Origin of the sequence: Serratia sp. AS12, from assembly GCF_000214195.1 — a bacterium.
Classification (GTDB): domain Bacteria; phylum Pseudomonadota; class Gammaproteobacteria; order Enterobacterales; family Enterobacteriaceae; genus Serratia; species Serratia plymuthica.
The window spans coordinates 2,306,575-2,326,732 of sequence record NC_015566.1 but is presented as its reverse complement, the minus strand read 5'-3'; the positions used below and the strand labels follow the sequence as shown (position 1 = coordinate 2,326,732).

The following is a 20,158-nucleotide window of genomic DNA, read 5'->3' as shown; positions in this document are numbered from 1 at the left end:
CACCGGTGATACTATTAGAAATCAACAGTTCTCGGCGTATTCCCGGTGTTAATTGCAGTATCCTAACCAAGTTTGCCTGTTTTTTTAATTAATCTTGCGGGGTTTTTATCATGACGTCATTGAAGCGCATTAATTATCCGCAGTTACCCACGCCGGGCGGGCCTTATGTCCACGCGGTGCGCCACGGCGATACGCTGTATATCTCCGGGCTAACGGCCTTCGCCACCGAAGCTCAGGGGCAAACGGCGCAGCAACAGACCCAAGCCATTCTGGAGCAGTTGGCGACCATTACCGCCGCCGAAGGCACCAATCTCAAAGCGCTGATTAAAATCACCGTGTTTTTAACTGACATTGGCGATCTGCAGGCAATTCGGCCCGTGCTGTTTGATTATTTTGATGGTGCGCTGCCGGCCTGTTCACTGGTCGCGGTCAACGCACTGTTCTCGCCACAGGCATGCGTGGAGATCGAAGCCGTCGTGGCGCTGTGAGATTGGGCGCTATAATGCGCCCTCATCCAGCTCGCACGGGCCGACTTTGAACCAGGCCTTCACGATCTTGCCCTGTTCAACTTCATAAATGGCGATCACGTCCATTTTTCCGCGCCCCTGCGGGAAATTGCGCGTAACCACTTCCTGATCGATCACCATGCTGCCCAAGGCCATGCGCTTGACCCGTTCACCGTACAGGCTTGGCTCCTTGAAACGCGCAATATGGCGCTCGCGGATCTCCGCCTTGCCACTGGCCAGCAGCGTATCCGGGTGTTCATAATACTGCGCGTCTTCCGCCCAGTACGCCATAAAGGCGTCAATATCGCGGGCGTTATAGGCATCAAGCTGCTGCTGAACCACATCTTCCGGGCGTATCGTTTTGTTGTTCATACTATCCCCTGCTCGTAGTTAACCTGACAATTACAGCGCGGCGATTTCATCAACCTGATGATGAAAGACATAAGGGTCTGAAATTAAAGCGAAGGCTTCATCGTCCGGATAAGTGACCGCTACCTGATAATCCTCACCGGCGAAACGTTTTATCGCCGCCAGAGACTCCCAGTAGGTGGCCAGAAAGAAGTGCGCATACTGGCCCTGGACCTCTTGGCGAACAAAAGCACCAAGGTTTCCAGCCGTAGCTTCAGCATGCTGCAGCCCTGTGACAGTTAAATGATCGGTAAATCCTTGCTGATGCCGTAATGGCACGCACCCGTGCCAGGTCCTGACAATCATTACGCCCCCAAATGAATAAAAAAACACAAATAGTGAATAGGTAACGTATCATGCTTTGGGGTTTATTCACTACCCCGTGCGCAGATTTTCAGCGGAGGAATGCCAGCGGGAAAAACAGCGGCGCGGCGTGCGTTAACCTTTGCCGCCATCAGGAATATTCTGGTAATTTATCGCTAAGAGAATTATCACCCGCGGAAAGTTATGCAGCAAAAACCGGTTATGCACGAAGCCAGACAGTTAAAGCGCCTCAACGCCGCCACGCGGCGGCAATCCCATATGTACAAATGGATTGCCTTTGTCGCGGCGATGGATGCTGTGTTGGTGTTTTGCTATGACCGCGATATGCGCAACATTACCTTTTCAGGCGCAGTCGCGCTGGTGTGCGGCTATTTGTGGATCCGCGATCGCAACAAGGCGCGCGGTTACCGGCGGGAATACGATCGTAAATACGGCAAACACAGTGGTCTTTAGTTCTGCATGGCTTCCAGCACTTTAGCGCTGTCCACGATTTGCGTGAACTTGACGATTTTCCCCTCGCGCAGCTGATAAATATGCGCAAAGGATGCAGTGAATGATTTGCCGGTCGCGCCATAGGTGCCATGATAGAACCCTTGGGCAATCACGTTTTCACCGGCATCGTAGAAGTGTTCAACGTCGGCGCGGTAGCCCTGCCATTCTGTCCCTAAACGCTGATGAACATTTTTAAAAATGGCCTGCGGCCCAACGTAGGTACCGGCATAAGGAAAACCTGCCGCTTCGGTCCATTCTGCATCGGGCGCCAACGCCGCCAGCAGGTTACGACCGTTCTCTTCGGCACTGCCACCTTCATAGGTAGCGCGTACAATTTCCAGATTCGTTGGCATGTCTGTTCTCCTGTGGCATTAGCGGGATATTCCGGCCATGCCCCGCAGACACAGGCTAACACCAGGCGGGGATGACCGGAATGAGACTATTGTAGGTTGCTTATTCCGGTACAAAAACCGTAATTACGGCAATAGTCTATTGCAATACAGTAAACAATTCTGTTACTGCGGTGTCATAACCGCCTCATCTGCGGCTGCTATGATGATTAACAATCACCGCCACCAAGGAGCAAAACGTGCATTTTCCACTGCTGCCACAGGAATTGCTGCGGCCTTTCTCACCCCATCAGGAGCTGGCGCAGGCGCTATTGCCGCTGACCCTCGATTCCGACGATGGCTCGCATGACGTTGCCCACTTGCACCGTGTATGGAAAAACGCCCGCCAGATCAGCATTCAGGAAGGCGGCGACCGGCGCATTCTGTGTGCGGCGGTGCTGTTGCATGACTGCGTCGCGGTAGAAAAGAACTCGCCACAGCGCCACCTGGCGTCACGCATGGCGGCGGAGAAAGCCGCTCTGACGCTCACACAACTGGATTGGGAAACGCAGGACATCGCCAAAACGGTCCATGCCATCGAAGCGCACAGCTTTTCTGCCGCCATTACGCCGGAAACGCTGGAGGCGAAAATCATCCAGGATGCCGACCGTTTGGACGCCATCGGCATGATTGGCGTGGCGCGCTGTTTCTACATCGGCGGGCGTATGCGCAGCGCGCTGTACGATGCCGCCGATCCGCTGGCGCAACAGCGCCAATATGACGATAAGCGTTTCACGCTGGATCACTTCGAAACCAAACTGTTTAAGCTGCAGGAAGGCTTTCAGACCGCGGCCGGTCGACAAATGGCTCAGGAACGCACCGAGCGCATGCGTCGCTTCCTCAGCGAGTTGCTGGAAGAGATGTGAAAATCGCTGTTAATGCCCCCAACGCATCGATTCCGTTACGCTACCGGCATCTTCGCCGCAATAATTGCTGTACACTGACAACCATCTTCACTGACCAGGCCACAACGATGAAAAAACTGACGCTGAAAGACATGACGGAAAGCGAACAACGTGAAGTAAAAACCGAGCTGGACAAGGCGCGTAAAAACCTCGGCCGGGAACTGACGAATGCCGAGAACAACAAGACCAAGGATGAAGTCGTGGCACGTATCATGGCCGCCCGCGAGAAAATTGAAAAAGCGACGCGCGCCGAACGTAAAGCCAACCGGGTCAAACCCAGCGGCGAAACCTTCAGTTGGTCCGCTTCAATCAGCACCCGCCCCCCGCGTTAATGCCTTACGAAAACCCCGCCAGCGCGGGGTTTTTTATTGCCCCGATTTATTAGCCAAACTCATCAGCCCATTCAAATCATGAATAACAATGTTATCAAGAAGTTGTAAATTGACAGCATAATGAAGAATATTCATTATCGGCGGATATCCTCTGGCATTTTCTCATCTGGCTTATCTGTCGTTTGCACTGAAGGAACTTATTATGGCTTCATTTTCCGGTATTTGGGTTGCGCTGGTTACCCCATTCAATAATAACGCCGTCGATCTGCCTGCGGTTAAACGGCTGGCGCAATACCTGATCGCCTCTGGCGTCTCCGGGCTGGTGGTCTGCGGCACAACCGGTGAAGCGGCGGCGTTAAGCAAGGAAGAGCAGTTGGCCGTGCTCGACGCGGTGCTGGACGTCGTGCCGGCCAGCCAGGTGGTGATGGGGCTATCGGGCAATAACATGCTGGACACCCTGCAGATGCAGCAGGAGATCCAACTGCGCGACATCGCCGGGGTGCTGATCCCCGCGCCCTATTACATCCGCCCATCGCAATGCGGTCTGGTGGATTACTTCACCCAACTTGCCGATGCGTCGAGCGTGCCGGTGATCCTGTACAATATCCCGCAACGCACCGGCATCGTGATGGAACTGCAAACTATCAGGAAGATCGCACGCCATCCGCAGGTGAAGGCGATCAAGGACTGCGGCGGTAACCCGGACACAACCATGGCGCTGATTGACGACGGCGAGATCGACGTCATGACCGGCGAAGATAATCTGATCCTCACCACCCTGTGCCTGGGGGGAACCGGTGCGATTTCCGCCTCCGCGCACATTTATCCGCAGCGCTTTGTGCAACTGGTGCAACAAGTCGCCGACGGCGATCTGGCCGCGGCGCGTGCGAACTTCTATGCGCTGTTGCCGATGATCCACCAGATGTTCAGTTTCCCCAACCCCGCGCCGGTCAAAGCCGCTCTTGCTCAGCAGGGCCTGATCCGCAACGAGCTGCGCTCGCCGATGCAAATCGTACCACAGACGTTGCAACAGCAAATTGCCGTGACTCTGGCGCAGTTACAACCGGAAGATGCGTTAATTAGCTAAATTTGTCAGCTAACCCGCTGTAATTTTAGCGTTATGGAACTAAGATCAGAGGTTAAGCATGCCTGTCATTCATCACAATCAAGGAGCTTCCGATGAAACTGTTCTATAAAGCCGGTGCCTGTTCTCTGTCCCCACATATTGTGTTGCGTGAGGCGGGTCTGGATTTTACGGCGGAGAAGGTCGATCTGGCGCAGAAAAAGACCGAAAGCGGCGCAGACTACCTGGCGATCACCCCCAAAGGACAGGTACCGGCACTGCTGCTCGATGATGGCAGCCTGCTGACCGAGGGCGTGGCGATTGTGCAATATTTAGCGGATCGCGTGCCTGATCGCAACCTGATCCCGGCGGCGGGAACGCTGTCGCGCTATCATGCCATTGAGTGGTTGAACTATATTGCGACCGAATTGCACAAGGGATTTAGCCCGCTGTTCAATCCAAAAACGCCGGATGAATACAAGAGCATCGCACGCGCCAAACTGGAGCAACAGTTCAGCTATTTGGACTCTGTGCTGGCGAAACAGCATTTCCTGTTGGGAAACCGATTCAGCGTGGCAGATGCCTATCTGTTTACCGTTTTGCGTTGGGCCGTCTCCCAGCAGTTCGATCTCAAAAAATACCCCCAGTTAGCGGCGTATTTTGACAGAGTAGCTGCGCGGCCAGCGGTGGATGCGGCGTTGAACGCCGAAGGTTTGAAATAATCCCCAAGCCCCGGCTGCACTGCCGGGGCTACAGAACTTACCGTTTTACCGCTTTGAATTCGCAGTTCGGTTGCACGATGCGGTCTTGCGCCGCCACTACCTGCAGTTCGTACTCGCCCATTGCCTGGGTTGTCAGCATCACCTCATATACCGCTGCGGTCACATGCTCCAATGCTTTATCCAGCGCCACGCCTTTCAGTAAATTGACCAGCAGCAGACCGCTGGTCAGATCGCCCACGCCGACTGGCTGACGAACGCCAAAATCCACCAGCGGACGACTGATATGCCAGGCTTCATCCGCCGTGACCAACAGCATTTCGAAACAGTCGATATGATAGCCGGCACGACTCAGGTGTTTGATCAGCACCAGCTTAGGTCCTTTGGCGATCAGTTCACGTGCTGCGCTTATCGCCTGCCCGACGTCAGTCACTTCCCGCTGACTCAGCAGTTCCAGTTCAAGCAGGTTTGGCGCAATCATGTCGCTGCACTGCAGCGCCTGTTGGCAAAAAAACTCCGCCACGCCCGGCGCAACGATGCAGCCCTTCTCAGGGTGGCCCATCACCGGATCGCAGAAATACCAGGCGTCCGGGTTAGCCTGTTTGACCTGACGAACCACCTCGAGAATATGGCTGCCCTGCTCCGGTGAACCAATATAGCCGCTCAGCACCGCATTGCAGTTTTTCAGTTGATCGATGGCCGCAATCCCCTGAGCGATCTCCGTCAGGTGGCTGGCCGGCATCACGCAGCCCGTCCATTTGCCGTACTGGGTATGATTCGAAAACTGCACGGTGTTCAGCGGCCAGACGTTAACGCCCATACGCCGCATGGGGAATTCAGCCGCGCTATTGCCGGCATGCCCAAATACCACATGCGATTGAATAGAGAGAATGTTTTTCATCAACACTGACGGTCCTGCCACCTTAAAAAATAAAGGGGCCTCGAAAGGCCCCTCATTGATATTTAATTATTTCCAGTCGATCAGGCAGTAATGCTTCTTGCCCCGGCGCAACAACGTGTAACGGCCGAACAGACGATCGGCGTCGCTGAATGCGTATTCGGCGTTGGACTGTTTCTCGCCGTTGATGGTCACCGCGTTGGAGCCGATCATGGTGCGCGCCTGGCCACGTGACGGCACCAGTTCAGCATTCACCAGCGCCTGCTGCAGATCCGCATCGCCATCCAGTTTGATGGTTGGCATACCGTCTTGCGCCAACTGGGCGAAATCCGCTTCGGTCATCTCATGCAACGCACCGGAGAACAGGCTCTGGGTGATGCGCTTGGCCGCAGCCAGCCCTTCCGCACCATGTACCATGCCGGTCACTTCTTCCGCCAGCACATACTGGGCACGCGGTGCCTTGCCGCTGTTCTTGTCTTCTTCTTCCAGCGCATTGATCTCGGCCAGATCCATAAAGGTGAAGAACTTAAGGAAACGGTAAACGTCGGCGTCGGCGGTGTTGATCCAGAACTGGTAGAACTTGTACGGGCTGGTTTTTTCCGGTGCCAGCCACACTGCGCCGCCTTCGGTCTTGCCGAATTTGGTACCGTCCGCTTTGGTGATCAACGGCACCGTCAGGCCGAACACCTGTTTCTGGTGCATGCGGCGAGTCAGATCGATACCGGACGTGATGTTGCCCCACTGGTCGGAACCGCCAATCTGCAGTTCCACCTGATGGCGGTTGTACAACTCGGAGAAATCGAACCCCTGCAGCAGGTTATAGGAGAACTCGGTGAAGGAAATGCCCGAGTCGTCACGGTTCAAACGTTGCTTCACCGCTTCCTTGTTGATCATCTGGTTCACGGAGAAATGCTTGCCGATGTCACGCAGGAAGGTCAGCACGTTCATGCCGCCGAACCAGTCATAGTTGTTGGCGGCGATGGCGCTGTTGCTGCCACAGTCGAAATCGAGGAACGGGGAAACCTGTTTGCGGATCTTTTCCACCCACTCATTCACCGTCTCGGCGGTATTCAGCTTGCGTTCAGCCGCTTTGAAGCTCGGATCGCCGATCAGACCGGTCGCGCCGCCTACCAGCGCGACTGGCTTGTGGCCGGCCAACTGGAAGCGCTTCAGGCACAACAGAGGAACCAGATGGCCCAAATGCAAGCTGTCAGCGGTCGGATCGAAACCGCAATACAGTGCAATTGGCCCTTGCGCCAGTCGCTCCGCTAACGCTTCCTCATCCGTAACCTGGGCAACGAGGCCCCGCTCTTGCAGTTGTTTAATCAAGTTGCTGCTTGCCATCAATGACTCCATGTATAAACGAATGCACCTTTGTCGGTACACGACCTTCCGCCCACTGGCGAAATATAAAATCGGGGTAGCGCATAGAATAAAGCGCCGGCGGCATCAGTGCCAGCGCTTAAGGGGGATTTTCAGTCTTCAGGGCGCCAGTCGGTCAATTTTCCAGTCATTCCCACCGCGCTGATACAAAAAGCGGTCATGCAGGCGGTGTTCGCCACCCTGCCAGAACTCGACAGAATCGAAATTAACGCGGAATCCGCCCCAGAAACTCGGCAACGGCACTTCGCCCTGCTGGAATTTTTGCTTCAGTTCGAGGAATTTGCTCTCCAGTACGCCGCGTGCGGAAATACGCGATGACTGCTGCGATACCCAGGCGCCGATTTGGCTGTCTTTCGGCCGACTGGTGAAGTACTTCATGACTTCCAGCGTGGACAGACGTTCCGCCTTGCCAAGGAAAATCACCTGGCGATCGAGCATGTGCCACGGAAACAGCAGGCTGATGTGCGGGTTTTGCGCCAACTGCTGCGCCTTGCGGCTGCCAAGGTTGGTATAAAAGACCAGCCCTTTGTCGTCAAAATGCTTGAGCAGCACGATGCGTTGATAGGGCTGCCCATTTTCATCCACCGTAGCCACACACATGGCGGTAGGATCGGCCAGACGCGCCTCGCAGGCCTGTTTCAGCCAGCGCTCGAACAATTCAAGCGGATTGGCGGTCAGATCGTTGCGGCGCAGGCCGCCACGGGTATATTCACGGCGCAGGTCCGCAACATCAAACTCATTATTTTCAATCATCTGGTTTATCAACCAACCGAAAAAATCGTCGTTACATTCTGCGCCTGCGGCGCCAGAATCTCAATCGTTCTGACGCCGCCACCGGCCGATCAGTTAACCAGTACGCAGTCGCTCATAATCACCTTGTCATTGCGTTCGACATAGGCGTTTTGGCCCTTCGACCAGAAACTGTACTTGCCGTCGCTGTATTTCGCACCGGACATGACCAGCACCTGTTTCAGCTTCAGTTGCTCGCCATCCATCAGAAAACTGGCTGTACTTTCCTTACCGTCCAACGACACCGTCAACGGCGTGGTGCCACATTGGTAGTGCAGATTCTGGCTGCTTTGCGGTAATACGTAGCTGCAACCCGCCAACGCCAGTGCGCCCGCGACAATAATCATTTTTTTCATGCTGTTGCTCCTTAGGGAAATCTGTCGATTTCTATCCTAACAGAGCTAACGGGGCCCTAAAGGCAAAACCGGATAAATCCCACCCAGCAGGGTTTCACGGCTGGCGCCGGTGACCGACGGCAGGTTGCCGGCCTGCCCGGACAGGGTACGAAACGCCAGCCAGGCAAAGGCCAGCGCCTCCATATCGTCGCCACTGACGCCGAAATCATCGGTCAGACACACCTCGGTGCCCGGCAACAGCGCGGACATTCGCGCCATCAGCAACGGGTTGCGCGCCCCGCCGCCGCACACCAGCAGACGCTCGCAGCCGCCCGCCAACTGTACCTGTTCGCAAATGGTGACCGCCGTCAGTTCCGCCAAGGTCGTTTGCACATCGACGGGGCTGATAGCCTGCAAGCCCGAGAGCTGACGTTCCAGCCAGGCGGCATTAAAATACTCGCGGCCAGTGCTTTTCGGCGCAGGCAGCGCGAAGTAAGGATCGGCCAACATCTGTTGCAACAACGGCAGGCAGACGCGCCCTTCCATCGCCCATGCGCCGTCTTTATCGTAAGGCTGCGAGCGATGACGCCATACCCAGGAATCCATCAGCATATTGCCCGGCCCGGTATCGAAACCCCGCACCGGCACGCCTGGCAGCAGCAGCGACAGGTTGGCGATGCCGCCAATATTCAGCACCATACGGCGCTCTGTTTGATGCGCCAACAGCGCCTGATGAAACGCAGGCACCAGCGGGGCCCCCTGACCGCCATAGGCCATATCGCGGCGGCGAAAATCACCGACGGTGGTGATATTGGTCAGCGCGGCGATGCGGTTGTTATCGCCCAGTTGCATCGAAAAGCCCGCGTCGCCTCCAGGCTCATGCCATACCGTCTGCCCATGACAACCGATAGCCGTGATGTCATGCGCCGAGACGCCGGTTTTTTTCAGCAAGCCAAGCACCGCTTCGCCAAACAGCATCCCAAGCTGTGCATCCAGTCGGCCCACCGCAGAAAGCGTGGTCTGCTGGCCCTGGCACATGCCAAGAATGTCTTGCTTCAGTTGGATCGGCATCGGGTGGCTGTAACTGGCCTGCTGCGCGACCATTCGTCCGTCGATTGCGGCAAGCACCACATCGACGCCATCCAGACTGGTGCCAGACATAACACCTATATAGCGGCCTGACTTCATAGCAACATCCTTTAACCCGCACGGGGAAACAAACTTTCAACCGATAAATAAACCAGAATTAGGCCATTAACGCCATGAATTATGATGCCTTTTTTCACCTCTGTGAGCGATGCGCCTGTTTTTACCTGTCGCCCACGCAGATAAAGACGGCTAAACCCCGGCTCAACCCGCAACGGAATTTGTTCCAGCCCTGTTATAAAGCTAAACCACCGTTTATTATTGGTTGAACAGAGTAAAGTTAAGCTTCGTGCAGTGACGGGGCATGGTGATGTACGTGTGTTTAAGCCATACTTTGTCTATTATTTTCACTGAATCTGGCCTGGCAAGGTTTCCCAGGTTATGGACTACTACAACAGGAGTTTTATATGATCAAGCGTCTTCTCGTCGTTGCCGTCGCCGCAGTTACGCTGGCAGGATGCGCCAATGAATCCATGTCCGGCGATGTCTATTCGTCCTCGCAGGCTAAACAGGTTCAGACCGTGACTTACGGTACGCTGGTTTCTGTCCGTCCAGTCAAGATCCAGGGGAGCGACAGCTCGAATACCATTGGCGCTATCGGCGGTGCGGTCCTTGGCGGCCTGCTGGGTAACACCGTAGGTGGCGGCACCGGCCGTACCCTGGCAACCGCTGCGGGCGCAGTGGCCGGTGGCGTAGCCGGCAACAGCGTCGGTGAGCTGGCAGGACGCACCTCGGGTTATGAGTTGGAAATCAAGACCGACCAGAAAGAGAACATCGTGGTGGTTCAGAAGGCTGGCGCAACCAAGTTCAGCGTAGGTCAACGTGTGCGTATGGCACGTACCGGCGACACCATTACCGTCTCCCCACTGTAAGCGGAAGCGGGAAGGTAAAACCGGAGGCCAAGGCCTCCGGTTTCATTTCCGATGCTGTGAAATCTAATCAAATAAAGAAAACATTATTATTGTTTATTTTGTAATTCAGTGATGTTTTGTTCCAGCTTGTCAATCAAACCTACCAACTGTTGCACTTCATCAGTGGTAATGCCGCTCAAAATCTCACCGCGCGTAGAGCTGATGACGCTGTCGACTTCCCTGATGATGGGATCGGCCGCTTCAGTCAACTTGATACGCTTTGCACGCCGATCATTAGCGCAAGTGTGACGGGTAATAAGCCCTTTCTCTTCCAACTGGTCCAGGGTTCGAACCAGCGAAGGTTGTTCAATACCGATCGCCTTGGCCAGTTGGATCTGCGACTGCTCCGGCGGTAGGCGATTGATATTGTGCAGGGTAACCCAGTGTGTTTGCGTGAGCGCCAGCGGCTTGAGCCGATGATCGATAAGCGCGCGCCAAACACGAACTAATCGTGCTAAATCTGAACCTAATGATGACTCCACTTCCCCCTCCTTATAATTAGCATGCTAATATAACCTTCCAAAGCTTAGACTATTCTGAGTAACTCACATTAAAAACACAAATGTATATAATGTATGTTGAAGAAATAGCCACCGTTTTGGTCAGTTATTGTTTATCCTTTACGCAAATATTTAACATATTCACTCTTAGGGATTGTTAATGTGAATGGTTCATGGCTTCACGTCGCCTCCCCTCTGCCCGATTTGGTGCTCGGGGCCTCGCTCTATTTTCCGCCCCTATTTAAAGCTTTTTTGCTCGGGTCAGTTTTATGGCTACTGGCACACCACCTGTTGCGAGACTGGATTTATTCCGGCGAAATTTGGCATCCCCTGTTGATGGATTTGTCTATTTTCGTCATCGCCGTCAGTGGTTCCTTATGGATTTTAGCGAGTTGGTAACTCATGACGCATAAAACGTTAAAATATTTTTCTACGGTAATCGTTTGCGCCATTGCCCTGTGCGCCGGTTGGTGGCTGTGGAATTATTATATGCAATCCCCGTGGACCCGTGATGGAAAAGTGCGCGCCGAGCTCGTCAATATCACACCAGAAGTTTCTGGGAGATTAGAGAAAATAACCGTACATGACAATCAGTTCATACCTGCGGGAAGTCTGATTTTTACTCTCGACCCGGTGCCATACCAGATTGCACTGGACAATGCTGAGGCCGCGCTGGCAAAAGCGCAGTCCGATCTGGCCAGAGCCGATCATGAGGCAGCACGCCGCCGCGGCCTGCCGAAAAACGTTATTTCTGTTGAAGATATGGACGAATCAAATTTAGCCGCACAAGCAATGAAAGCCGCGTATAAAGCCGCTGAAGCTAATCTGAAACAGGTTAAATGGAATTTAAGCAAAACTAAAATGTACGCGCCTGCAGATGGCTATATCACTAATTTGCAAGCCCGGGTTGGAAACTATGCCAGCACCGGTACCCCTCTGGTTGCGCTGGTCGACGCGCACTCATTTTATGTGCTCGGATATTTTGAAGAAACCAAACTAAAGCATATAAACGAAGGCAACAAAGCGGACATCGTTTTATATAATGGCAACATTCCTCTGAAGGGCCAAGTGGAGAGCATCGGTCGTGCCATTAACGATCAAAGCGTCGACAGCAGCAGCGATTTATTAATGGACGTGAAGCCCAACGTTCCCTGGGTACGGCTGGCGCAGCGCGTGCCGGTGCGGATAAAACTGCTGAACGTGCCCGCCGATCTGCCTTTAGTGGCCGGCACCACGTGCACCATCGCCATTCATCAGTAAGGCTAACCAGTGAACCTGCCCTTTTTGGAATGGAACCGTACCCCCTGGGGTAAGGCCACCGGGGGTCAGTGGCGCTATGCGCTGCGCAACTCGCTGGCCATGTGTCTGTCATTGTGGGTGGCGTTCGTCCTCAATCTCGACGAGCCTTATTGGGCGTTGACCTCTGCGGCGGTGGTCAGTTTCCCCACCGTCGGCGGCGTCATCAGCAAAAGCATCGGGCGTATTATCGGCAGCCTGATCGGTGCCGCCGCTTCAGTGGCCATTGCCGGCCATTGCCTGAACGACCCTTGGCTGTTTACCTTGTTTATCGCCGCCTGGATCGGTCTGTGCACGTACATTTCCAACCATTACCAGAACAACGTCTCCTATGCCTTCGCGCTGGCGGGCTATACCGCCGCCATCATCGCCTTCGGCACGGTCAACGTCACCGATACCCAACAAATCTTTGATATCGCTCAGGCGCGCGTCTGCGAGGTCATCACCGGTATTCTGTGCGGTGGCGTGATGATGATGATCCTGCCAAGCACCTCCGACGGTGAGGCTCTGCTGACCTCGTTACGGCGCATGCATCTGCGGCTATTGGAACATGCCGCGATGCTGTGGCAGCCGGAAATCACCGCTCAAATGCGCACATCGCACGAGGGCGTTATCGGTCAGATCCTGACCATGAATCTGCTGCGCATTCAGGCGTTCTGGAGCCACTACCGGCTGCGGCGGCAGAATAACGTGCTTAACTATATGCTGCACCAGCAGTTGCGCCTTACCAGCGTGATTTCCAGCCTGCGCCGCATGCTGCTGAATTGGCCGGATCACCCTGCCAATCTGGCGGCCGTCCTGGAGCAATTGCTGACTGAGCTGCGCGATCCCGACACCGACAAATACCGGCTGGCGCGTATCCTGCAGCAGATAGCGCCCCAGGATACGACAGATTACCGCCACCGTGCCTTCTGGCTGCGGCTGCGCCATTTCTGTTGGCTGTATCTGCGCTGCAGTCACTGGTTGCAAAGATTGGAAGGTGCCACGCCGGTCAGCGATATCCAGCCCCCTCGCGTGACCTCTCTGGCGCGCCATACCGACAGTTACGAAGCCGCCTATAACGGTCTTCGCACCTTTTTGTGCATTATCATCGGCTGCGCTTATTGGATTAATACTCAGTGGGATGCAGGCAGCTCGGCTCTGACGTTAACCGCCATCAGCTGTGTGCTCTATTCTTCAACCCCTTCGCCGATCAACAACATCACTACCTTGTTAAAAGCGGTATTGTTGCTTTCGGTTGCCTGTTTTGTGGTGAAATTTGGGCTGATGATCCAAATCGATGATTTTTGGGTGTTCTGCGCTTTTCTGTTCCCCATTCTGGTCACCCTGCAGATGATCAAACTGCAAAACCCGCCCTACGCCGCGCTGTGGGGGCAACTGATCGTATTCATGGGGTCTTTTCTCACCGTCACCAACCCACCCAGTTACGATTATCAGTCGTTTATCAATGACAACATCGGCAAGATTGTTGGGGTATTGTTTGCCGGTTTGGCCTTTCAGATCCTGCGGCCCAGTTCTGACAAGCGCAAAGGCCGGCGCATTATCCGCGCCCTGCGGCGCGACTTTAGCGATCAACTGAGCAAAAAACCGCAGCAGAGCGAGAGTCAGTTTGAATCTCTGATTTATCACCGCATCAGTCAGTTGAATCAAAGTCAGGATCAGGAGGCGCGCAGCTGGTTATTGCGCTGGGGCGTGGTGCTGCTCAACTGCAGCCATATCGTTTGGCAACTGCGTGACTGGCAAACCCGCTCCGATCCGCTCTCGGCGGTGCGCGACGTCTGCATTCACTGTCTACGGGACATTATGACCGAGAAAGGCGTACAGCACCGCTCGTTGGATGCCACCCTGCAGGAACTGCTGCGCATGAGCAATGCGCTGGCGCACCACCCGGAACAGGCGGCGCGCGATCTTGCCGGGTTGATTTGGCGGCTTTACTGTTCGCTGCAACAGTTGCAGCAGGCGATCAACCCGCCTGACAAGGTTGCGGCCACACCTGCCGCCCGTTAAACCCGATTACCCTTTAATCACACCGCAGGCAAAACGTTCCCCTCCGCCACCCAAGGGTTTCGGATGATCGGAGTGGTTGTCGCCGCCGGCATGTACCATGAGCGCTTTGCCGGTTATTTCGCTGATTTTTTTCAGCCGTGGAGCCAGCACCGGATCCGTGGACATGCCGTCTGCCGTAACGTAAATAGCCGGCAGATCGCCCAAATGGCCGTCTGCGTAAGGGCCAAGGTGCTTGCCGGTTTTTTGCGGATCAAAATGCCCACCCGCCGCCAACGCTGCTACCGCCTTACCCTCTTTCATTCCCGGCTCGCAACTGCCGTTCTCATGCACGTGAAAGCCGTGCACTCCGGCCGGCAACGCTTTTAACTGAGGGGTAAACAGCAGGCCGTAAGGCGTTTCGCTGATCGTGACTTTGCCAATCTCCTGGCCAATTCCCTGTCCGGTCACCAGATTCATGTCAACATCCACCGTTGCCGCCTGGGCGACGCCACAGGCCATCAGGCCGAAGGCCGCATACCAATAATGTTTCATTAATCGCTCTCCATGGAATATCTGTGAACCTTGAGTATAGGGTAACGGGTGATGTCACCGCTCAGAATGGGGATAAATCTGGCGATAAGATTCGCATTATTAATAATTCACACTAATAATAATTTTACCGCCCGTGGTCATCCGACCAGTTGTCGTTCGGTTTGTTCTGTTCACCTACACTCGCTGCCAGTGCTATTTGATGATTAAACAAGCCAATGCAGCAAACTCATAAGGAACTGATATGGGCATATTTAATTACCAAGGTCTCGATGATGCGAAATCAAAAACGTTATTTTCTGATGCGTTGGCGATCTCCACGTACGCATATCACAATATCGATAATGGTTTTGACGAAGGCTACCACCACTACGGCTTTGGTCTGGGTTTGCCGTTTACGCTGGTTACCGCGCTGATTGGCAGCACGCAATCACAGGGAGGGCTGCCCGGCATTCCCTGGAATCCCGATTCGGAAAAAGCGGCGTTAGACGCGGTTAATAACGCCGGATGGTCCTTGATTAGCGCTGACCAATTAGGCTACCAGGGCAAAACGGATGCTCGCGGCACCTATTACGGCGAGAGTCTGGGTTACACCACCGCGCAGGCTGAGGTGCTGGGAAAATATGACAGCACAGGCCACCTCATCTCGATTGGCATCGCCTTTCGCGGTACCAGCGGGCCACGCGAATCATTAATTACCGACAGTATCGGCGATCTGATCAACGACCTGCTGGCAGGCTTCGGGCTCGAAGGCTATGCCGACAATTACAGCCTGAAAGCTTTCGGCACGTTACTGGGCGATGTGGCTAAATTCGCCCAGGCGCATGGCCTGACCGGCGATGATGTCACCGTCAGCGGCCACAGCCTGGGCGGGTTGGCGGTGAACAGCATGGCAGCGCTCAGCGACGGTAACTGGGAGGGGTTCTACTCGCAATCCCACTACGTGGCGTTCGCTTCGCCAACGCAATATGAAACAGGCGGCAAAGTCATTAATATTGGTTACGAAAACGACCCGGTATTTCGCGCACTGGATGGCACCACGCTAACGCCGGCATCCTTAGGCGTCCATGATGCACCGCAGGAGTCCGCCACCAATAATATCGTTAATTTTAACGATCATTACGCCTCTGCCGCCTGGAATATCCTGCCCTTCTCCATTCTGAATCTCCCGACCTGGTTATCCCATTTACCGTTCTTTTATCAAGACGGGTTAATGCGGGTGCTGAATTCAGAATTTTACTCTCTGACCAATAAAGACTCGACGGTGATTGTGTCCAACCTCTCCGAGGTGACGCGCGGCAATACCTGGGTGGAGGATTTGAACCGCAACGCCGAGAAACACAGCGGCCCGACCTTTATTATTGGCAGCGAGGGCAATGACTTGATCAAAGGCGGCGCAGGTAACGATTACCTGGAGGGCCGCGCCGGTAACGACACTTTCCGCGACGGCGGTGGGTTTAATATTATTGTCGGCGGTGAGGGAAATAACACGCTGGACCTGCAACAGGCATTGAAGAAAAACGAGGTGGCTTACGACGGCAATACGCTTTATCTGCGTGATGCCAACGGCGGAATTACCCAGGCAAGCGATATCAGCACTTTGCGCAGTAAAGAAACCACGCTGTTGATCTTTACCAAAGACGTAGACCATCAGGTGACCGATGCCGGGCTGAAATCAGGCTCCAGTCTGAAAGCCTATGCCGCGTCATCCAATGGCAGTGACGGCGCCGATATTCTGCACGCCAGGGCCAGCGACAACTGGTTGTTTGGCAAAGGTGGCGATGACCAGCTGTTTGGTCACAGCAGCGGTAACCTGACCTTTGTCGGCGGTAACGGCAACGATACCCTGCAGAGCGCCGGCAGCAACAATACCTTCCTGTTCAGCGGCGATTTTGGCAAGGACAAGGTGTACCACTTTGGCTCCAGCGACCAACTGGTTTTCCTCGGCACCCAGGGCGCCAGCGGCAATTTCCGCGACTATGTTTCGCAACAGGACGACGGGCTGACATTGGCCTTCGGCGAAAACAAAGTGACGCTGATCGGCGTGAACCTCGAACATCTCAACGATAGCCAGGTGGTGCTGGCGTAAAATACAAAAGCTGGGCACCTGTGGCGCCCGGCTTTTTCTGATGGCTAACTCGTCTAACGCTTAAGGCACATCGTAACCCAGTGCCGCCTTGCGGATGCGGAACCACTGTTGGCGGTTCATCGATAGATCTTGCGCCTTCAGCGCCGAACGCACGCGCTCAATCTTGCCGGAACCGATGATCGGCAGCGGCGCAGACGGCAGACGCATTACCCAGGCGTACACCACCTGCTCGATAGTGTCGGCGCCAATCTCCTGCGCCACCGCCTGCAATTCATCACGCAGCGGTTGGAACTCCGCGTCGCTAAACAAGCGACCGCCCCCCAGACAAGACCAGGCCATCGGCTTGATTCGCAATTGCTGACACTGATCCAAGGTGCCATCCAAAATGGCCGGCTGATGGATCGGTGAAATCTCAACCTGATTGGTGACCAGCGAGAACGGCAGGCGTGATTGCAGCAACGTAAACTGTGCCGGCGTGAAGTTGGAAACGCCGAAATGGCGCACCTTGCCGCTTTTGTGCAGGGCGACAAAGGCTTCTGCCACTTCATCGGCTTCCATCAACGGATCCGGGCGATGGATCAGCAACAGATCAAGGTAGTCGGTATGCAGAAGCTCCAGCGAACGTTCGGCGCTGTGCACAATATGATCGCGGTCCGTGTTGTAATGGCCGATCGGGTTGCCAGGCTTGGCCGTTGTGGCGATGCCGCATTTAGACACCAGCTCCATCGACTGACGCAGCGAGGGTTTAAGGCGCATTGCCTCGCCGAACGCCTGTTCGCAAGCATAGCCGCCATAAATGTCCGCGTGGTCAGCGGTGGTCACACCCAGCTCGATATGCTGTTCGATGAACGCCAGCAGTTGCTGCGGCGTCATGCCCCACTCCATCAAACGCCAGTATCCGCAAATCATGCGGGAAAATTCAGGCCCCTGCGGCGCGAGTTGAATACGGTTTACCATCGTTAAAGCCTCATGACATTGTTTAATGCCAGCATACACAAGCGGATAAGAGCGTGGGAAGCGGAAAGCTGCGTTAACGTGCGGCCGATCAGGAAAGGTTCAGAACAGCGACGGCTGTTCCGGTTGCGGTTCATCAGGTTGCTTATTGGCACGTTGCAGGCGCAGGAAGCGTTGGTGGCACAGGCGCAGCACGTCGCGTTTTTGCGCGTCGCTCATTTGCATCCAGCCAAAACGCTCCTCGCGACTGCGCAGGCAGCCACGGCAGAAGCCGCGCTCATCGGCCTGGCAAATACCGCGACACGGGCTGGGGATGTCGAAAAACTCAAGCTGCTGCGGCACACGTCCTCCTGCGTTCTCTTGCTAATTGAAGACGCCATTAGCGCCGCTGGCAAGTGCCTTTTCAGTATGGTGGCGAAAATAGTCGCGTAAATAGCGCAGCGCCTGGCGATTTTTCTCCGGCATTGCCCTTTCCAGCGTCAGCGCATGCAGCCGCAGCGGTACAGGCCGCCATTCGGGCAGCAGGTGGATAAGTTCACCGCGCTGCAATTCATCCTCTATTTCATACAGCGGCTGCACCGAGATCCCCAGGCCACTGCGGGTAAAACCGCGCATGACGGTCATGCTGTCGCTGACGATCTGCCCCTCCGCCAGCCGTAATTTAAGCTGCTGCCCGCTCTGATGGTGCAAATCCAGATGCGCGCCGCTATGAATGCCGGAGATCCAACGGTGCGCCACCAAATCCTGCGGTGTCTCCGGCACCCCGTGTTGGCTGAGATAACGCGGCGCGGCGCAAAGCACCATCGGCCACTCGGCCAGCGGGTGGGCGATCATGCTGGCATCCGCCAACTGACGGTTGACCCGCAGCGCGATATCGATCCGCTGCTCGATCATGTCGACGATCCGATCGTCCGCCAGTACGCGCAGCGTCAGTTTGGGGTGCGCCTGCAACAGCGGCGCCAACGCCTCCGCCAGTGGGCGCCCGCCAATGCCGACTGTGGTGGCGATACGCAGTTCACCCACCAGGGTGTCGCGCAATTCCGCCAGCCGTTGTTCTGCCTGCTGCGCCTGAGACAACATCGCCTCGCAGCCAGGATAGAACGCCGCCCCCGCTTCGGTGAGTGCCAATCGCCGCGTGGAGCGGTGCAACAACGGCACGCCGAGCGCTTTTTCCAGCGAACGCATATGCTGGCTGACCGCCGACGGCGTCATGCCCAACCGCCGTGCAGCACCGGCCAGCGACCCTTCCGCCACCACGATGGCGAATACCGCCATTCGATTCAGTTTATCCACGATTATGAAGTTTTACTTAATCAAGAAAGCATGAATATGGCACTAATCAGGTCTATTGTTAAGTACTAGAGTATATGCACCGCTCAGGTCAACCCGACCTGACCCCTGATACCGATCCCATTTCTGACAGGAGCAAACAGATGAAAGTAGCCATTATTGGAGCAACCGGTTTTGTTGGCCGCCGCGTGGTGGACGAAGCGCTGGCGCGTGGATTGCAAGTAACGGCGATTGCACGGCAGCAAAAAGATCTGCCGGATGACGTCAACCTGACCGTAGCGCTGGGCGACATCGCCGACACCGAATGGCTGACGGAACAGCTGGCCGGGCAAGATGCGGTGATCAGCGCCTACAACCCAGGTTGGGCAGAAGAGAATCTGTACGAAAAAACCACCGTCGGCGCACAACAGATCCTGACCGCAGTGGAAAAATCCGGCGTTAAACGCCTGCTGGTGGTCGGCGGTGCCGGTAGCCTGGAGGTGGCCCCGGGCGTTGAACTGGTGGACACCCCGCAGTTCCCGGAAAATATCCGTCCGGGCGCACAGGCGGTGCGCGATTTACGCAACAAGCTACGTAACGGCTCTTCGTTGGACTGGACCTATCTTTCCCCTGCCGCGCTGCTGGAACCGGGCAAGCGCACTGGTCAGTTCCGCCTCGGCACCACCCAGTTGTTGATGAACGGCCAGGCACCGGCCAGCATCTCAGTGGAAGACTTGTCGGTTGCCATTCTCGATGAAATCGAAAAACCGCAGTTTATTAAAGCGCAGTTTACCGCTGCTTATTAATTACCCCGACAGACCGCGATTCTCGCGGTCTGTCGACTGTAAACTAAACCAAAAGTAAACAAACCCGCCACCATTCTGAATCTCTAAGGTTTTCTTAAGTTTCATCCTG

At 55.1% G+C, this 20,158-nt stretch carries 25 protein-coding genes; 12 read left to right on the top strand and 13 right to left on the bottom strand.

The genetic code is table 11. From position 1 onward, the window contains the following. Positions 1 to 110 precede the first annotated feature (110 nt). Positions 111 to 488 (top strand): RidA family protein, encoded by a 378-nt coding sequence (locus tag SERAS12_RS10910; RefSeq protein WP_013812702.1) that lies wholly within the window; start codon positions 111 to 113, stop codon positions 486 to 488. 9 nt (positions 489 to 497) lie between these two features. On the opposite strand, the gene SERAS12_RS10905 is transcribed toward SERAS12_RS10910, so the two are convergent. Both SERAS12_RS10905 and SERAS12_RS10900 read right to left on the bottom strand, forming a co-directional pair. Then, positions 498 to 878 (bottom strand): nuclear transport factor 2 family protein, encoded by a 381-nt coding sequence (locus SERAS12_RS10905; RefSeq protein ID WP_004943837.1) that lies wholly within the window; start codon positions 876 to 878, stop codon positions 498 to 500. Positions 879 to 908: 30 nt separating this feature from the next. Next, positions 909 to 1,220: a hypothetical protein gene (locus SERAS12_RS10900; protein WP_013812701.1), complete on the bottom strand. Its 312-nt coding sequence runs from the start codon at positions 1,218 to 1,220 to the stop codon at positions 909 to 911. A gap of 201 nt (positions 1,221 to 1,421) precedes the next feature. Here SERAS12_RS10900 and SERAS12_RS10895 point away from each other — a divergent pair, with 201 nt between their 5' ends. Next, entirely contained in the window at positions 1,422 to 1,691 is a 270-nt protein-coding gene (locus SERAS12_RS10895; protein ID WP_004943833.1) for a hypothetical protein, read from the top strand. Here the strand turns inward: SERAS12_RS10895 and SERAS12_RS10890 are convergent. Then, complete coding sequence (locus SERAS12_RS10890) at positions 1,688 to 2,083, bottom strand: nuclear transport factor 2 family protein (protein WP_013812700.1); 396 nt, start codon at positions 2,081 to 2,083, stop codon at positions 1,688 to 1,690. The two genes, SERAS12_RS10895 and SERAS12_RS10890, sit on opposite strands and share 4 nt — an antisense overlap. 236 nt (positions 2,084 to 2,319) lie before the next feature. Here SERAS12_RS10890 and SERAS12_RS10885 point away from each other — a divergent pair, with 236 nt between their 5' ends. The 4 genes from SERAS12_RS10885 to gstA all read left to right on the top strand — a co-directional run bounded on the left by SERAS12_RS10885 (position 2,320) and on the right by gstA (position 5,141). After that, positions 2,320 to 2,985: an HD domain-containing protein gene (locus tag SERAS12_RS10885; protein WP_013812699.1), complete on the top strand. Its 666-nt coding sequence runs from the start codon at positions 2,320 to 2,322 to the stop codon at positions 2,983 to 2,985. Between the two features lie 107 nt (positions 2,986 to 3,092). Next, complete coding sequence (locus SERAS12_RS10880) at positions 3,093 to 3,356, top strand: DUF3811 domain-containing protein (protein ID WP_006324956.1); 264 nt, start codon at positions 3,093 to 3,095, stop codon at positions 3,354 to 3,356. Between the two features lie 202 nt (positions 3,357 to 3,558). Continuing rightward, a complete protein-coding gene (gene dapA, locus SERAS12_RS10875) occupies positions 3,559 to 4,443 on the top strand; it encodes a 4-hydroxy-tetrahydrodipicolinate synthase (protein WP_013812698.1) in 885 nt (294 codons plus the stop codon). 92 nt (positions 4,444 to 4,535) lie between these two features. After that, positions 4,536 to 5,141 (top strand): glutathione transferase GstA, encoded by a 606-nt coding sequence (gene gstA, locus SERAS12_RS10870; RefSeq protein ID WP_013812697.1) that lies wholly within the window; start codon positions 4,536 to 4,538, stop codon positions 5,139 to 5,141. 37 nt (positions 5,142 to 5,178) lie between these two features. Here the strand turns inward: gstA and pdxY are convergent, their stop codons facing one another. The 5 genes from pdxY to anmK form a co-directional block, all read right to left on the bottom strand. Then, positions 5,179 to 6,039: a pyridoxal kinase PdxY gene (pdxY, locus tag SERAS12_RS10865; protein WP_013812696.1), complete on the bottom strand. Its 861-nt coding sequence runs from the start codon at positions 6,037 to 6,039 to the stop codon at positions 5,179 to 5,181. Positions 6,040 to 6,105: 66 nt separating this feature from the next. Beyond that, the gene (gene tyrS, locus SERAS12_RS10860) at positions 6,106 to 7,380 is read right to left on the bottom strand and encodes a tyrosine--tRNA ligase (protein WP_013812695.1); all 1,275 of its coding nucleotides are present in this window, start codon (positions 7,378 to 7,380) and stop codon (positions 6,106 to 6,108) included. 138 nt (positions 7,381 to 7,518) lie between these two features. Next, on the bottom strand, positions 7,519 to 8,172 hold the full coding sequence (gene pdxH, locus SERAS12_RS10855) for a pyridoxamine 5'-phosphate oxidase (protein WP_013812694.1): 654 nt from the start codon (positions 8,170 to 8,172) through the stop codon (positions 7,519 to 7,521). Positions 8,173 to 8,261: 89 nt separating this feature from the next. Continuing rightward, positions 8,262 to 8,564: an MliC family protein gene (locus tag SERAS12_RS10850; RefSeq protein ID WP_013812693.1), complete on the bottom strand. Its 303-nt coding sequence runs from the start codon at positions 8,562 to 8,564 to the stop codon at positions 8,262 to 8,264. Between the two features lie 45 nt (positions 8,565 to 8,609). Continuing rightward, entirely contained in the window at positions 8,610 to 9,731 is a 1,122-nt protein-coding gene (anmK, locus tag SERAS12_RS10845) for an anhydro-N-acetylmuramic acid kinase (protein ID WP_013812692.1), read from the bottom strand. A 365-nt stretch (positions 9,732 to 10,096) separates the two neighbouring features. Between anmK and SERAS12_RS10840 the strand changes: the two genes are divergently transcribed. Next, positions 10,097 to 10,561, top strand: coding sequence for a glycine zipper 2TM domain-containing protein (locus SERAS12_RS10840; protein WP_004943793.1), 465 nt, complete (start codon positions 10,097 to 10,099; stop codon positions 10,559 to 10,561). A gap of 86 nt (positions 10,562 to 10,647) precedes the next feature. Here SERAS12_RS10840 and slyA read toward each other — a convergent pair whose 3' ends face one another. Then, entirely contained in the window at positions 10,648 to 11,082 is a 435-nt protein-coding gene (gene slyA, locus SERAS12_RS10835) for a transcriptional regulator SlyA (RefSeq protein ID WP_013812691.1), read from the bottom strand. A gap of 180 nt (positions 11,083 to 11,262) precedes the next feature. On the opposite strand from slyA, the gene SERAS12_RS25540 reads away from it, so the two are divergent. The 3 genes from SERAS12_RS25540 to SERAS12_RS10825 are packed head-to-tail and all read left to right on the top strand — an operon-like array spanning position 11,263 to position 14,403. Then, positions 11,263 to 11,499: a DUF1656 domain-containing protein gene (locus tag SERAS12_RS25540; RefSeq protein WP_143760031.1), complete on the top strand. Its 237-nt coding sequence runs from the start codon at positions 11,263 to 11,265 to the stop codon at positions 11,497 to 11,499. A gap of 3 nt (positions 11,500 to 11,502) precedes the next feature. Next, on the top strand, positions 11,503 to 12,360 hold the full coding sequence (locus SERAS12_RS10830) for an HlyD family secretion protein (RefSeq protein WP_013812689.1): 858 nt from the start codon (positions 11,503 to 11,505) through the stop codon (positions 12,358 to 12,360). A gap of 9 nt (positions 12,361 to 12,369) precedes the next feature. Then, positions 12,370 to 14,403 (top strand): FUSC family protein, encoded by a 2,034-nt coding sequence (locus SERAS12_RS10825; protein WP_013812688.1) that lies wholly within the window; start codon positions 12,370 to 12,372, stop codon positions 14,401 to 14,403. Between the two features lie 6 nt (positions 14,404 to 14,409). Here the strand turns inward: SERAS12_RS10825 and sodC are convergent, their stop codons facing one another. Continuing rightward, positions 14,410 to 14,934: a superoxide dismutase family protein gene (gene sodC, locus SERAS12_RS10820; protein WP_006324947.1), complete on the bottom strand. Its 525-nt coding sequence runs from the start codon at positions 14,932 to 14,934 to the stop codon at positions 14,410 to 14,412. Between the two features lie 241 nt (positions 14,935 to 15,175). On the opposite strand from sodC, the gene SERAS12_RS10815 reads away from it, so the two are divergent. Then, positions 15,176 to 17,020 carry a triacylglycerol lipase gene (locus tag SERAS12_RS10815; RefSeq protein WP_013812687.1) on the top strand — a complete coding sequence of 615 codons (1,845 nt, stop codon included), beginning with the start codon at positions 15,176 to 15,178 and terminating at the stop codon, positions 17,018 to 17,020. Positions 17,021 to 17,080: 60 nt separating this feature from the next. Here the strand turns inward: SERAS12_RS10815 and SERAS12_RS10810 are convergent, their stop codons facing one another. The 3 genes from SERAS12_RS10810 to SERAS12_RS10800 all read right to left on the bottom strand — a co-directional run bounded on the left by SERAS12_RS10810 (position 17,081) and on the right by SERAS12_RS10800 (position 19,267). Then, positions 17,081 to 17,977, bottom strand: coding sequence for an aldo/keto reductase family oxidoreductase (locus SERAS12_RS10810; protein WP_013812686.1), 897 nt, complete (start codon positions 17,975 to 17,977; stop codon positions 17,081 to 17,083). A 99-nt stretch (positions 17,978 to 18,076) separates the two neighbouring features. Beyond that, entirely contained in the window at positions 18,077 to 18,316 is a 240-nt protein-coding gene (locus SERAS12_RS10805; RefSeq protein WP_013812685.1) for a DUF1289 domain-containing protein, read from the bottom strand. Positions 18,317 to 18,337: 21 nt separating this feature from the next. Further along, a complete protein-coding gene (locus SERAS12_RS10800; RefSeq protein ID WP_013812684.1) occupies positions 18,338 to 19,267 on the bottom strand; it encodes a LysR substrate-binding domain-containing protein in 930 nt (309 codons plus the stop codon). Between the two features lie 140 nt (positions 19,268 to 19,407). On the opposite strand from SERAS12_RS10800, the gene SERAS12_RS10795 reads away from it, so the two are divergent. Beyond that, complete coding sequence (locus SERAS12_RS10795) at positions 19,408 to 20,049, top strand: NAD(P)-dependent oxidoreductase (protein WP_013812683.1); 642 nt, start codon at positions 19,408 to 19,410, stop codon at positions 20,047 to 20,049. Positions 20,050 to 20,158: the final 109 nt, after the last annotated feature.